This is a genomic window from Pseudomonas sp. 1 R 17 (genome assembly GCF_900067035.1).
Classification (GTDB): Bacteria; Pseudomonadota; Gammaproteobacteria; order Pseudomonadales; family Pseudomonadaceae; genus Aquipseudomonas; species Aquipseudomonas marginalis.
In genome coordinates this window covers 63,619-77,253 of record NZ_FKLB01000061.1, presented here as the reverse complement: position 1 = coordinate 77,253, position 13,635 = coordinate 63,619, and the positions used below count along the sequence as shown (strand labels likewise).

At 59.0% G+C, this 13,635-nt stretch carries 13 protein-coding genes and 1 tRNA gene; 5 read left to right on the top strand and 9 right to left on the bottom strand.

Annotation, left to right across the window (positions count from 1 at the left end):
* Positions 1-501 precede the first annotated feature (501 nt).
* From BFP99_RS25130 to BFP99_RS25090, 9 genes are all read right to left on the bottom strand, one after another.
* Positions 502-1,425 (bottom strand): sigma 54-interacting transcriptional regulator, encoded by a 924-nt coding sequence (locus BFP99_RS25130; protein WP_065924028.1) that lies wholly within the window; start codon positions 1,423-1,425, stop codon positions 502-504.
* A 310-nt stretch (positions 1,426-1,735) separates the two neighbouring features.
* Positions 1,736-2,836, bottom strand: coding sequence for a redox-regulated ATPase YchF (gene ychF, locus BFP99_RS25125; protein WP_065924046.1), 1,101 nt, complete (start codon positions 2,834-2,836; stop codon positions 1,736-1,738).
* A 22-nt stretch (positions 2,837-2,858) separates the two neighbouring features.
* Positions 2,859-3,443, bottom strand: coding sequence for an aminoacyl-tRNA hydrolase (pth, locus tag BFP99_RS25120; protein ID WP_010213318.1), 585 nt, complete (start codon positions 3,441-3,443; stop codon positions 2,859-2,861).
* Positions 3,444-3,610: 167 nt separating this feature from the next.
* Positions 3,611-4,210: a 50S ribosomal protein L25/general stress protein Ctc gene (locus BFP99_RS25115; RefSeq protein ID WP_027606889.1), complete on the bottom strand. Its 600-nt coding sequence runs from the start codon at positions 4,208-4,210 to the stop codon at positions 3,611-3,613.
* Positions 4,211-4,348: 138 nt separating this feature from the next.
* Positions 4,349-5,290, bottom strand: coding sequence for a ribose-phosphate pyrophosphokinase (locus BFP99_RS25110; protein WP_003171603.1), 942 nt, complete (start codon positions 5,288-5,290; stop codon positions 4,349-4,351).
* Between the two features lie 46 nt (positions 5,291-5,336).
* A tRNA-Gln gene (locus tag BFP99_RS25105) sits at positions 5,337-5,411 on the bottom strand.
* Between the two features lie 37 nt (positions 5,412-5,448).
* The gene (gene ispE / locus BFP99_RS25100) at positions 5,449-6,252 is read right to left on the bottom strand and encodes a 4-(cytidine 5'-diphospho)-2-C-methyl-D-erythritol kinase (RefSeq protein ID WP_205885421.1); all 804 of its coding nucleotides are present in this window, start codon (positions 6,250-6,252) and stop codon (positions 5,449-5,451) included.
* A gap of 49 nt (positions 6,253-6,301) precedes the next feature.
* Positions 6,302-6,919: a lipoprotein insertase outer membrane protein LolB gene (lolB, locus tag BFP99_RS25095; protein WP_027606887.1), complete on the bottom strand. Its 618-nt coding sequence runs from the start codon at positions 6,917-6,919 to the stop codon at positions 6,302-6,304.
* A gap of 4 nt (positions 6,920-6,923) precedes the next feature.
* Positions 6,924-8,648: a tetratricopeptide repeat protein gene (locus BFP99_RS25090; RefSeq protein ID WP_065924047.1), complete on the bottom strand. Its 1,725-nt coding sequence runs from the start codon at positions 8,646-8,648 to the stop codon at positions 6,924-6,926.
* 182 nt (positions 8,649-8,830) lie between these two features.
* Here BFP99_RS25090 and hemA point away from each other — a divergent pair, with 182 nt between their 5' ends.
* The 5 genes from hemA to murI are packed head-to-tail and all read left to right on the top strand — an operon-like array spanning position 8,831 to position 13,563.
* Positions 8,831-10,117 (top strand): glutamyl-tRNA reductase, encoded by a 1,287-nt coding sequence (gene hemA, locus BFP99_RS25085; protein ID WP_027606885.1) that lies wholly within the window; start codon positions 8,831-8,833, stop codon positions 10,115-10,117.
* Positions 10,114-11,196, top strand: a complete 1,083-nt coding sequence (prfA, locus tag BFP99_RS25080; RefSeq protein WP_065948474.1) for a peptide chain release factor 1 — start codon at positions 10,114-10,116, stop codon at positions 11,194-11,196. The genes hemA and prfA overlap by 4 nt, the downstream gene beginning before the upstream one ends.
* Positions 11,197-12,027, top strand: a complete 831-nt coding sequence (gene prmC, locus BFP99_RS25075) for a peptide chain release factor N(5)-glutamine methyltransferase (RefSeq protein ID WP_065948473.1) — start codon at positions 11,197-11,199, stop codon at positions 12,025-12,027.
* Positions 12,021-12,776 (top strand): molybdopterin-synthase adenylyltransferase MoeB, encoded by a 756-nt coding sequence (locus BFP99_RS25070; protein WP_065948472.1) that lies wholly within the window; start codon positions 12,021-12,023, stop codon positions 12,774-12,776. Before prmC ends, BFP99_RS25070 begins: the two co-directional genes overlap by 7 nt.
* Entirely contained in the window at positions 12,769-13,563 is a 795-nt protein-coding gene (murI, locus tag BFP99_RS25065) for a glutamate racemase (RefSeq protein ID WP_065924050.1), read from the top strand. The genes BFP99_RS25070 and murI overlap by 8 nt, the downstream gene beginning before the upstream one ends.
* Positions 13,564-13,635 lie beyond the last annotated feature (72 nt).

Below are 13,635 nucleotides of genomic sequence, written 5' to 3'. Positions count from 1 at the left end.
GCGGATGCCGCATTTGCGATTTAAGCTCATATGACACCTCCCCGGCTAATGAGCCAGGGAGGTGGTCCTGTTACGAGCGGATTTCTTTAGCTGCGGCGTACAAGCCAGTGATCATCTTTGCCTTCAAGCTCTCTTGGAAAGTCGCCTCTGCGACGGCGGCTGCGCGATCAGACGCGGAACCTGCACCACCTCCACCACCAGCTACCCCATCGGCACCACCGAACATCGAGGCGTTGTTGTATGCGTTTGAACCGTACGAATTACTACCGGATATACCAGCCATAATAAGACTCCGAGTTTGATGTTTTGAACGTTGATTCACTTGTCGTGAGTCAAGCTTCGTGGATGTCTGGAACTTTTTGTAACTTGAACCAGGCTGTGAGTAGGTGGTTCATGGGGCTAAACCGTTCCAAACAGGTTTGTGGCTATTTGTTTCTATATATGTGGTTTTTGAGTTGGAAGGATGGAGTTTTACTGAGTATTTAATAGTTCCCTTTGTCCTCAGGACAGTGGGATGTCCAATTTCTTCATCCTGTAGTACAGCGTGCGTTTTGCCATACCCAATTCAATCGCCACGGTATCCACGCAATACAGGTGGCGGTGCAGCGACTCTTCAATCAAGGCTTTTTCAATGTGCTGCAGGCGTGTCTTAAGGTTCACCTGGGCATCCTGCAGCTCGCTCACTGAGGTTGAAAACGGTGGCAGGCCCAGCACGAACCTTTTGGCCGTGGAGCGTAACTCCCGAACATTACCCTGCCAGGTATGGCACAGCAGTTGTTGCAGCAGCCCGTCGGAGGGCGGCGGGGCAGTGCGTTTGAACCGGTGGGCTTCCTGCTGAATCATCTCCAGGAACAACGGGATGATGTGCTCTCGCCGATCACGCAAGGCTGGAAGCTGGATGTTGACGACATTCAGACGGAAGTACAGGTCGCGCCTGAAGGTTCCGAGTTCGACCATCTGGTGGAGCGATTGTTGGGCAGACGCGATCACACGCATGTCCACCGGGATGAAGCGGGTTGAGCCCAGGCGCTCTACCCCCCGCGACTCCAGCGCGCGCAGCAGTTTGGCTTGCAGGTTCAACGGCATGCTATCGATCTCATCGAGGTACAGGGTGCCGAGATGGGCTGCCTCGATAAAACCGGCACGGGACTGGATGGCGCCGGTATAGGCACCGCTGTTGACGCCGAACAATTGGCTTTCGGCGAGGCTATCAGGAATAGCCGCACAATTGACCGCGACAAAATTGCCCCGCCGGGTCGATAGGCGGTGAACCCGCTGCGCCAGGGTATCTTTGCCAGTGCCGGTTTCTCCCAGCAACAGTATGTCTATATTGAGGGGGGCCGTGCTGCTCAGTGTGTTTTCAATATCCGTGTCTTCGAAGAGTGAAGTATCTTTTTCATTTTCTCCAAGGGTGGAGACCGACATCGAAGAGTTCTCCATTATCGCTCGACTTCAGTGTTGAGAGGACAGTCTATGCTCGTCAATCAGGAATGAGGGTATAGAACTTATACTGGGATATTGACGTAAGTGTGGGCCGGAATAATGTAGGAAAACCCCGGCATTATTGAGGTTAAATTGTGCAGCTGCCTGGCTGCATTAAAGGCGGGGGAGTAAGTAGGGGAAGTCTGATAGTGAAGTGTGAACGATGCTTGTCCTATGTTAGGAAGTTTTACCTACAAAAAAGCCGATGCAGTGCATCGGCTTTTTTATTTGTCGTAGACTTCGCAGGTAGCGTTTACACGTTAAAGCGGAAGTGCATCACATCGCCATCTTTAACAATGTATTCCTTACCTTCCAAACGCCATTTACCCGCTTCCTTGGCACCGGCCTCACCCTTGAACTGGATAAAGTCGTTGTAGGCGATCACTTCCGCGCGGATAAAGCCTTTTTCAAAGTCGGTGTGGATCACACCGGCAGCCTGTGGCGCAGTGGCGCCGACTTTTACGGTCCAGGCGCGGACTTCTTCGACACCGGCGGTGAAGTAGGTCTGCAGGTTGAGCATTTCGTAGCCGGCGCGGATCACACGGTTCAGGCCAGGCTCTTCCAGGCCCAGGGCCTCAAGGAACATGTCTTTTTCTTCGCCGTCATCCAGCTCGGCGATTTCCGCTTCAATCTTGTTGCACACCGGCACCACGATGGCGCCTTCTTCGTCGGCGATGGCCTTGACCACGTCGAGCAGAGGGTTGTTCTCGAAGCCGTCTTCAGCGACGTTGGCGATGTACATCACTGGCTTGGTGGTCAGCAGGTGGAAACCCTTGACCACGGCCTTCTCGTCAGCGCCCATGGTCTTCATCAGGCTGCGTGCCGGCTTGCCCAGGGTGAAGTGCGCGATCAACTGTTCCAGCAGGCCTTTCTGGACCACTGCGTCCTTGTCGCCGCCTTTGGCGTTGCGTGCGACTTTCTGCAGTTGCTTCTCGCAGCTGTCGAGGTCGGCGAAGATCAGTTCCAAGTCGATGATCTCGATGTCGCGTTTCGGGTCGACGCTGTTGGAGACGTGAATCACGTTCTCGTCTTCAAAGCAGCGGACCACGTGGGCGATGGCATCGGTTTCACGGATGTTGGCCAGGAACTTGTTGCCCAGGCCTTCACCTTTCGACGCGCCGGCTACCAGGCCTGCGATGTCGACGAACTCCATGGTGGTCGGCAGGATGCGCTTGGGATTGACGATGGCCGCCAGTGCTTCCAGGCGCGGATCGGGCATCGGCACGATGCCGCTGTTGGGTTCGATGGTGCAGAAGGGGAAGTTCTCCGCCGCAATACCGGACTTGGTCAAAGCGTTGAACAAGGTGGATTTGCCGACGTTGGGCAGGCCGACGATGCCGCAATTGAATCCCATGGTGTTTCCCCTCGGAAAAAAGTCAGGCCTTCTGGCTGTGCAGGTTTTTCATCGCGCGGTTCCATTCACCGGCGAAGATATCCGGCAGCACGCCGAGGGCAAAGTCGATGCTGGCATCGAGTTTTTCCTGTTCGGCGCGTGGCGCACGACCCAGGACGAAATTTGAAACCATACTGGCGACGCCTGGGTGGCCAATGCCGAGCCGCAGGCGGTAAAAATTATTCTGATTGCCCAACTGCGCGATGATGTCGCGCAGGCCATTGTGCCCGCCGTGCCCGCCGCCGAGCTTGAGCTTGGCAACGCCGGGTGGCAGGTCCAGTTCGTCATGGGCCACCAGGATTTCTTCGGGTTTGATCCTGAAGAAGCCCGCAAGCGCCGCTACAGCCTGGCCGCTGCGGTTCATGTAGGTGGTGGGAATCAACAGACGAACATCCTGACCCTGATGCGAGAAGCGTCCGGTCAGGCCAAAATATTTGCGATCGGCCACCAGGTTTACACCTTGGGCGTGGGCGATGCGCTCAACAAAAAGGGCCCCTGCGTTATGCCGGGTCTGTTCGTATTCGGCGCCTGGATTTCCCAGGCCAACGATCAGTTTAATGGCAGTCACGACAGGGGCCCTTCCTTTGGAGTTGTGGATAACATCGCTACACCCGCGTGCGGCGAAAGTGGACGACAAGAGATCATTTACTCAAGAGTAAACGCCGCGTTATCGCCCGCTTTCTCGCTACGTTTCGGTCCGCGATGTTTCCTCAAGCTCCGGCAATACAGAGTGAATTACTCTGCAGCGCCTTCTTCAGCTTCTGGAGCAACGCGTGGAGCGTGTACGTTTGCAACAGCTTTGTCATCACCGTGAGCCAGTGCGACAAACTCAACGCCTTTAGGAGCCTTGAGGTCGGACAGGTGGATGATTGCGCCGATTTCCAGAGCCGACAGGTCGACTTCGATGAACTCAGGCAGATCTTTCGGCAGGCAAGTCACTTCGATTTCGTTCAGGACGTGAGAGATCTCGCCGCCTTTCTTGACCGGAGCTTCTTCACCAACAAAGTGCACAGGCACGATAGCGGTCAGTTTCTGGCCGGCTACGACGCGTACGAAGTCAGCGTGCAGAACGTGACCCTTGGATGGGTGACGTTGCAGGGCTTTGATGATGACGTTTTGCTTTTTGCCGCCAACGTTCAGTTCGATAACGTGGCTGTAGGCCGCATCGTTTTCGAGCAGTTTGGCAACTTCTTTAGCCAGCATGCTGATGGATTCAGGGGCTTTGTCGCCACCGTAAACTACAGCTGGAACCAGGCTTGCGAGACGACGCAGGCGGCGGCTCGCACCTTTCCCCAGGTCGGAACGCACTTCAGCATTCAGAGTAAAATCGTTCATGTTGTATCTCCAAAATAACCACATTCGCCCCAGCGTTTGCGACCAGCGCTAAAGGCGATATGGGCAAAAAAGCCCCGCCCCAACAGTATGCTGGGGCGGGGCGCTTTTCGTCAGTGAGGTGTTCCGAAGGTTTGACCCTTAGCGGAACATCGCGCTGATCGATTCTTCGTTGCTGATGCGGCGAACCGCTTCGGCAACTACCGGTGCAATATCCAGTTGACGGATACGCGCACAGGCTTGAGCGGCGGCGGACAACGGGATGGTGTTGGTCACCACCAATTCGTCCAGCACAGAGTTCTCGATGTTCTCGATCGCTCGGCCCGACAGCACAGGGTGTGTGCAGTAGGCGAAGACTTTAGCTGCACCGTGCTCTTTCAAGGCTTTGGCCGCGTGGCACAGGGTGCCGGCGGTGTCGACCATGTCATCAACCAGAATACAGGTACGCCCTTCGACATCACCGATGATATGCATCACTTCAGAGTGATTGGCTTTCTCACGGCGCTTGTCGATGATCCCGAGGTCCACGCCCAGGGATTTGGCAACAGCTCGTGCACGCACGACGCCACCAATGTCCGGGGACACGATCATCAGGTTTTCAAAGCGCTGGTCTTCGATGTCATCCACCAAGACGGGGGAGCCGTAGATGTTATCTACCGGAATATCGAAGAACCCCTGGATTTGGTCAGCGTGCAGGTCAACCGTGAGCACACGGTCGATACCTACCACGGTCAGCATGTCAGCAACGACTTTCGCGCTGATAGCCACACGTGCGGAACGCGGACGGCGATCCTGGCGGGCATAACCAAAGTAAGGGATTACAGCTGTGATTCGAGTCGCTGAGGAGCGGCGGAAGGCATCAGCCATCACGACGAGTTCCATCAGGTTATCGTTGGTCGGAGCGCAGGTCGGCTGGATAATGAAGACGTCTTTACCGCGGACGTTTTCATTGATCTCGGCTGTAATTTCGCCGTCGGAGAATTTACCGACAGAGATGTCACCGAGAGGGATATGCAGCTGACGTACGACACGTCGAGCCAGATCGGGGTTGGCGTTCCCCGTAAAGACCATCATCTTGGACACGCGCAGTACCTAGAGGCTGAGGGTAACCTGGATGAGTATTATAAAATGGCAGGGGCGGCTGGATTCGAACCAACGCATGGCAGGATCAAAACCTGCTGCCTTACCGCTTGGCGACGCCCCTGTATCTGTTGCAACGAGTACCCAGTACTCGATTCCTTTTAGAGCAGACTTTGCAGCTTGCGATGCAACATCGAAACGTTGCTTCCTTTTGCTACAAACCCTGTAAGGGTCTCTGTAAGAAGGGCCGAGACTTTATCAGCTTCAGCTTTGCTTGGGAAGCCCCCAAACACACAACTTCCAGTTCCGGTTAATTTTGCTTCGGTAAATTTACCTAACAAATTCAAAGCGTTACGTACCTCTGGATAACGCCTTGCTACAACCGGTAAGCAGTCATTTCGACTGTTTCCCTTGGGAACGGGGCGCACTTTAATGGGAGGAGAGTTACGTGTCAACAGCGGATCTGAAAAAATTTCTGCTGTACTTACAGATACTTGCGGGACAAGCACGACATACCACGGCTCTTCGGGGTATTCCGGGGTGAGTTTTTCCCCCACGCCCTCAGCAAAAGCGGCGTGTCCACGCACGAAAACCGGGACGTCGGCGCCCAGCGTGAGGCCCAGCGCAGCCAGGCGATCATGGTCCCAGCCCAGTTGCCACAAATGGTTCAGACCCAGCAGTGTGGTCGCTGCATTCGAGCTGCCACCACCGATTCCGCCACCCATGGGCAGAATTTTATCGATCCATATATCGATGCCCTGGGAACAGCCGGACTGCTCCTGGAGTTTTTTCGCGGCCCTCACGATCAGGTTGCTGTCGTGGGGCACGCCTTCGAATTCAGTGTGCAGCTGGATCACGCCATCGTCGCGCAGGGCGAAGGTGAGCTCATCGCCGTAGTCGAGAAATTGAAACAGTGTCTGCAGCTCGTGGTAGCCGTCTTCACGGCGACCGAGAATGTGCAGCATCAGATTGAGTTTGGCAGGAGAGGGCAGGGTCAGTTTTTGTACGGCCACGTTATTGCCCCAGCTTGCGCGGTTGCCAGTCCTTGATCACCAGCGTGACGTCAAGGTCGGTGCCATGCAGCTTGATGCGCTCTGGCAGCCAATAACCGCCCTGTTCCACGTAGCTGAGGTACTCGACCTGCCAGCCATCCTGTTCCAGGGTGGCCAGGCGGCTGTCACCGTTGAGGCTCAGGCGGCTCTTGCTGTCCGGCGCGGGCAAGCCGCGGACCCACCACACCAGGTGCGAGACAGGCAGTTTCCAGCCAATCTGCTCTTCCAGCAGCGCTTCGGGCGAGGTGGCCTCGTAGCGACCCTGGTTGGCGACTTCGAGGCTGACTTGTCCCGGGCGGCCGGTCAGGCGCGCGGCGCCGCGCCCCAGGGGGCCGGACAAGCGAATGTCGTAGTAATCCTGGCGTTGCAGCCAGAACAAGGTGCCGCTGCCGGAATCTTTCGGTGCGCGCACCCCGACTTTGCCTTCGATCTGCCAGCCGTCGATACTGCCGAGCTGATCCTTGTGCTGCTTCCATTGCGCCGGGTTGCCCTGGCCCTCAACGGATTCGCGGGCACCGAAGCCCGCGCAACCGGCGAGCAGGGCGATGAAGCTGAAAACGATAACGTGGCGCAAGAACATAAGCTTAAAGGGTCTCGGATCCGGTCAGGCGCTTGATGGTGCCGCGCAGGATGGGGCTTTCGGGTTGTTCCTTGAGGAATTTTTCCCAGATCTGGCGGGCTTCGCGCTGCTTGCCATTGGCCCACAGCACCTCGCCCAGGTGTGCAGCGACTTCCTGGTCGGGGAAGCGCTCCAGGGCCTGGCGCAGCAAGCGTTCGGCTTCGTCGAGGTTACCCAGGCGATAGTTCACCCAGCCCAGGCTGTCGAGTACGGCCGGGTCTTCCGGGTTGAGCTTGTGCGCCTGTTCGATCAACGCCTTGGCTTCGTCGTAGCGCGTGGTGCGGTCGGACAAGGTGTAGCCCAGGGCATTCAGGGCCATGGCGTTGTCCGGGTCGCGCTTGATGATCAGGCGCAGGTCTTTTTCCATCTGCGCCAGGTCATTGCGTTTTTCCGCCTGCATGGCGCGGGTATACAGCAGGTTCAAATCGTCGGGGAATTGCAGCAAGGCCTGTTGCAGCACCTTCCAGGCGCGATCGCCCTGATTATTGGCTGACAAGGTCTCGGCCTGGATCAGGTAAAGCTGGATCCCGTAGTCCGGTTCGGCATCCCGTGCAGCGGCCAGGCGTTTTTCTGCCTCATCGGTACGCCCGTTGCTCATCAGGATGTCGGCCTGGCGCAGTTGGGCCGGCAGGTAGTCGTTGCCTGGGCCGACCTGTGCGTATTCGAGCAGGGCGGCCTGCGGGTCGCTGCGCTCTTCAGCGATGCGGCCCAGGTTCAGGTGCGCCGAGTCGACATGACTTTCGCGCTCGATCAGCTCTTCCAGGTAACCCTTGGCCTCGTCCCAGGCCTTGGCTTCCAGGCACACCAGCGCCAGGGAGTAACGCAGTTCATCGTCATCCGGGTATTGCTGGAGCAGGTTGGCGAACTGCACTTTGGCGTCCTCCATGCGGTCCTGCTCCACCAGGGTGCGTGCGTAAGTCAGGCGCAGGCGCTTGTCGTCCGGGTATTTCTTGATGCTTTTTTCCAGCAGTGGAATCGCTTCCTTGCCGCGGTTGAGGTTCTGAAGCAGGCGCGCGCGCAGCAGAATCGGCGCGATCTCGCCGTCTTCCGGCGGGTTCTGTTCCAGCAGCTTCAGTGCGGCTTCGGCTTCATCATCCTGTTGCAGCAGCAGGGCCTTGCCGAATATCAGTTGGCTGTTCTTCGGGTGTTTTTGCAGCAGGCGGTCGAAACTCTTCATCAGGCCATTGCGGGTGTCCTGGTCGGTGTCGGCAGCCGAAAGCGCAAGGAAGTCGAAATGGGTGTCGCCCTTGCCTTGCAGGACTTTCTCCATATAGACCATGGAGTCGTCATAGCGCCCGGCCCGCGCCAATTGAATGGCGGCTGCCCGCTGGGCTTCCAGATCGTCCGGCGCGTTCTTTGCCCAGATCAGCGAAGTATCCAGCGCGGCCTGATCGGCCCCGAGGTACTCGGCAATGCGGAACGCCCGCTCGGAAATTCCCGGATCCTGGGTGTTGATGGCCTGGGTCACGTAGTTATCCAGCGCAATATCGAAGCGATTGCGCTGGCCGGCCAGTTCCGCACTGAGCAGGCTGAACACCGTTTCTTCACTGAACGAGGAATAAACCTTGGGCTTTTCAGGGGCGGGTGTGCTGTCTTCCACCGGCGGTGTACCGTCCGGCGACACGGGTGCCATGGCCTGGCAGCCGCTGAGGAAGACAAAAGCAAGGAGCAACGCGGAAGATCTATTCATATAGGAAGAGGACGACTAACCTGCGGTCGGATCATCATGACACAAGCCTTCGGCCAAACATAACCGAGTCTCAATTGATGCGTTTATAGGCACAAGGCATTAGGACAATAGACGACGGTGGTTGTTCTGAATCTTTCGAAGTAGGACAATTGTCGGCTTCCCGACATCATCAGCGATATTGAATGGCCTTCCTCGCACTCGGTATTAACCACAAGACTGCTTCCGTAGACGTGCGCGAGCGCGTGGCGTTTACGCCAGAGCAGTTGGTTGAGGCCTTGCAGCAGCTCTGCCGTCTCACCGACAGCCGCGAAGCTGCGATCCTTTCGACCTGCAATCGCAGTGAGCTTTATATAGAGCAGGAACATCTCTCGGCGGATGTGGTACTGCGCTGGCTGGCCGATTATCACCATTTGAGCCTCGACGACCTGCGCGCGAGCGCCTATGTGCACGAAGACGATGCGGCAGTTCGTCACATGATGCGCGTGGCATCCGGTCTCGATTCGCTGGTGTTGGGCGAGCCGCAGATCCTGGGCCAGATGAAATCCGCCTATGCCGTGGCGCGCGAGGCCGGCACCGTCGGTCCGCTGCTGGGCCGTCTGTTCCAGGCCACCTTCAATTCCGCCAAGCAGGTGCGCACCGACACCGCCATCGGTGAAAACCCGGTGTCCGTGGCGTTTGCCGCCGTCAGCCTGGCCAAGCAGATTTTCAGCGACCTTCAGCGTAGCCAGGCGCTGTTGATCGGCGCCGGCGAGACCATCACCCTGGTTGCCCGCCACCTGCATGACCTGGGCGTAAAGCGCATCGTGGTCGCCAACCGTACCCTGGAGCGCGCCAGCATCCTCGCCGAACAGTTCGGCGCCCATGCGGTGCTGCTGTCGGACATCCCCGCCGAACTGGTGCGCAGCGATATCGTCATTAGCTCCACCGCCAGCCAACTGCCGATCCTCGGCAAGGGCGCGGTGGAAAGCGCGCTGAAACTGCGCAAGCACAAGCCGATCTTCATGGTCGACATTGCCGTTCCCCGGGATATCGAGCCCGAAGTCGGCGAGTTGGACGACGTTTACCTCTACAGCGTCGACGATCTCCATGAAGTGGTCGCCGAAAACCTCAAGAGTCGCCAGGGCGCTGCCCAGGCGGCTGAAGAGATGGTCAGCGTCGGCGCCGAAGAGTTCATGGTGCGCCTGCGTGAGCTGGCGGCGGTGGATGTGCTCAAGGCGTATCGTCAGCAGGGCGAACGCCTGCGTGATGAAGAGTTGATCAAGGCCCAGCGCCTGCTCGCCAACGGCAGCAGCGCCGAGGAGGTGCTGATGCAACTGGCCCGCGGCCTGACCAACAAGTTGCTGCATGCGCCCAGCGTACAATTGAAAAAACTGACTGCCGAAGGCCGCCTCGATGCGCTGGCCATGGCCCAGGAACTCTTTGCCCTCGGTGAGGGCGCGCCCAGCTCTTCGGATAAAAAATCGCAATGAAAGCGTCACTGCTCAATAAACTGGACGTGCTCCAGGACCGTTTCGAAGAACTGACCGCCTTGCTCGGCGACGGCGAAGTCATTTCCGATCAAACCAAGTTCCGCGCCTATTCCAAGGAATACGCCGAAGTTGAGCCTATTGTGGCCACGTACAAAAATCTCACCAAAGTGCAGGCCGACCTCGAAGGCGCCCAGGCGCTGCTCAAGGACAGCGACCCGGACATGCGTGAAATGGCCGTGGAAGAAGTCCGCGACGCCAAGGAAAAGTTGGCCGAGCTGGAAGGTGACCTGCAGCGCATGCTGCTGCCCAAGGACCCCAACGACGGGCGCAATGTGTTCCTTGAAATCCGTGCCGGCACCGGCGGTGATGAAGCGGCGATTTTCTCCGGCGACCTGTTCCGCATGTATTCACGTTATGCCGAGCGTCGCGGTTGGCGGGTCGAGATCCTGTCCGAGAACGAAGGTGAGCATGGCGGCTATAAAGAAGTCATCGCGCGGGTCGAAGGCGACAACGTCTATGGCAAGCTGAAGTTCGAGTCCGGTGCCCACCGTGTGCAGCGGGTTCCCGCGACGGAATCCCAAGGTCGCATCCACACCTCGGCCTGCACGGTGGCCGTGTTGCCCGAGCCGGACGAGCAGGAAGCCATCGAGATCAACCCGGCCGACCTGCGGGTCGACACCTACCGCTCGTCGGGCGCCGGTGGCCAGCACGTCAACAAGACGGACTCGGCGATTCGTATCACTCACTTGCCGTCGGGCATCGTGGTGGAGTGCCAGGAAGAACGTTCCCAGCACAAGAACCGTGCACGGGCCATGTCGTGGCTCTCGGCCAAGCTCAATGACCAGCAGACCAGCGCCGCCGCCAACGCGATTGCCAGCGAGCGCAAATTGCTGGTGGGCTCGGGCGACCGCTCCGAGCGCATCCGTACCTACAACTTTGCCCAGGGCCGGGTCACCGACCACCGGGTCAACCTCACCCTTTACTCCCTGGACGAGATTCTCGCTGGTGGCGTGGATGCGGTGATCGAGCCATTGCTCGCCGAATACCAGGCCGATCAGCTGGCGGCGATAGGTGAATAAATGACCATTATCGCCAGCCTGCTGCGCGCCGCCGACCTGCCCGACTCGCCCACGGCGCGCCTGGATGCCGAGTTATTGCTGGCAGCGGCCTTGGGCAAGTCCCGTAGCTACCTGCACACCTGGCCGGAAAAAATCGTCAGCAGCGAACACGCCCTGGTGTTTGCCGGCTACCTGCAACGCCGCCGCGCCGGCGAGCCGGTGGCCTATATCCTCGGTCAGCAAGGTTTCTGGAAGCTGGACCTGGAGGTCGCGCCCCACACGCTGATCCCGCGTCCGGACACCGAGCTGCTGGTGGAAGCGGCCCTGGAATTGTTACCGGCCACACCGGTCAAGGTCCTCGATCTCGGTACTGGCAGCGGCGCCATCGCCCTGGCCCTGGCCAGCGAGCGTCCGGCCTGGCACGTCACGGCCGTCGACCGCGTGCTGGAAGCCGTGGCGCTGGCCGAACGCAATCGCCAGCGCCTGTACCTCCATAACGCCACGGTGCTCAACAGCCATTGGTTCAGCGCCCTGGCAGGCCACGCCTACGACCTGATCATCAGCAACCCGCCCTACATCGCCGCCAACGATCCGCACCTGGTGGCGGGCGATGTGCGTTTCGAGCCGGCCAGCGCCCTGGTGGCGGGCCATGATGGCCTGGACGACCTGCGGTTGATCATCGCTCAGGCCCCGGCCCACCTGAACGTCGCGGGTTGGCTGCTGCTGGAGCACGGTTACGACCAGGCTGGCGCGGTGCGCGACCTGTTGCTGAGCCAAGGCTTCGAGCAGGTGCACAGCCGCATCGACCTTGGCGGTCACGAACGCATCTCCCTGGGACGCTGGCCGTGCTGACCGATCATGAGCTGTTGCGCTACAGCCGACAGATTCTGTTGCAGCATGTCGACATCGACGGCCAATTGCGCCTGAAAAACGGCCGTGCGTTGATCGTCGGCCTCGGTGGCCTGGGTGCCCCGGTGGCGATGTACCTGGCTGCCGCGGGTGTCGGTGAATTGCACCTGGCGGATTTCGACACCGTCGACCTCACCAACCTGCAACGCCAGATCATCCATGACACCGACAGCGTCGGGCAGGCCAAGGTCAATTCGGCCATGCGCCGCCTGAGCGCCCTCAACCCCGAAATCACATTGATCGCCCACCCCATCGCGCTGGATGCCGATACCTTGGCGGCGGCGGTGGCGGGTGTGGACGTAGTGCTCGATTGCAGCGACAACTTCTCCACCCGCGAGGCCGTCAATGCCGCCTGCGTGGCGGCGTCCAGGCCATTGATCAGCGGCGCGGCGATTCGGCTTGAAGGGCAACTGTCGGTGTTCGATCCACGTCGTGCCGAAAGCCCGTGCTATCACTGTTTATACGGGCACGGCAGCGACACTGAACTGACCTGCAGCGAAGCGGGTGTGGTCGGCCCACTGGTGGGCCTGGTCGGTAGCCTGCAAGCCCTGGAGGCCCTGAAACTGCTGGCGGGTTTCGGCGAGCCGTTGGTGGGACGCTTGCTGCTGATCGATGCGTTGACCACACGTTTTCGCGAATTGCGGGTCAAGCGTGATCCCGCTTGCAGTGTCTGCGGGACGCAACATGGGTAAGGACGCGCCAATCGGTGTGTTCGATTCCGGTGTCGGCGGCTTGTCGGTGCTGGACGAGATTCAGCAATTGCTGCCCCATGAGTCCCTGTTGTACGTGGCCGATTGCGGACATATCCCCTACGGCGAGAAAACCCCCGCGTTCATTCTTGAGCGCTCCCGGTCTGTCGCCGGGTTTTTCCGCGAGCAGGGCGCCAAGGCTTTTGTGATTGCCTGCAACACCGCAACCGTGGCGGCCGTCGCGGATTTGCGCCAGGACTACCCCGATTGGCCCCTGGTGGGCATGGAGCCCGCGGTCAAACCCGCCGCGGCGGCCACGCGCAGTGGCGTGGTCGGGGTGCTCGCCACTACCGGCACCCTGCAAAGCGCCAAGTTCGCCGCGTTGCTCGATCGGTTTGCCACCGATGTGCGGGTGATCACCCAGCCGTGTCCGGGCCTGGTGGAGCTGATTGAAACCGGTGATCTGGACAGCCCGGCCCTGCGTCAGTTGTTGCAGGGCTATATCGACCCGCTGCTCAGCGCCGGCTGCGACACCATCATCCTCGGCTGTACCCACTATCCCTTCCTCAAGCCGCTTCTGGCGCAGATGCTGCCTGCCAGCATCATCCTCATCGACACCGGCGCTGCCGTCGCACGTCAGCTCAAGCGTTTGCTGGGCGAACGCGACCTGCTGGCCCTCGGCGATCCTGAGCCTGCACAGTTCTGGACCAGTGGCGATGTGTATCACCTAAGAAATATCCTACCGACACTATGGAAACATTCTGCAGTTGTGCGAAGCTTCGGGTCGTGAAAATTTCGTGAAATGTCGCTGAACTTCTGAGTGTGCGTCGGCTTCTATAGCGAGATGGCCTGTAAAAAATCA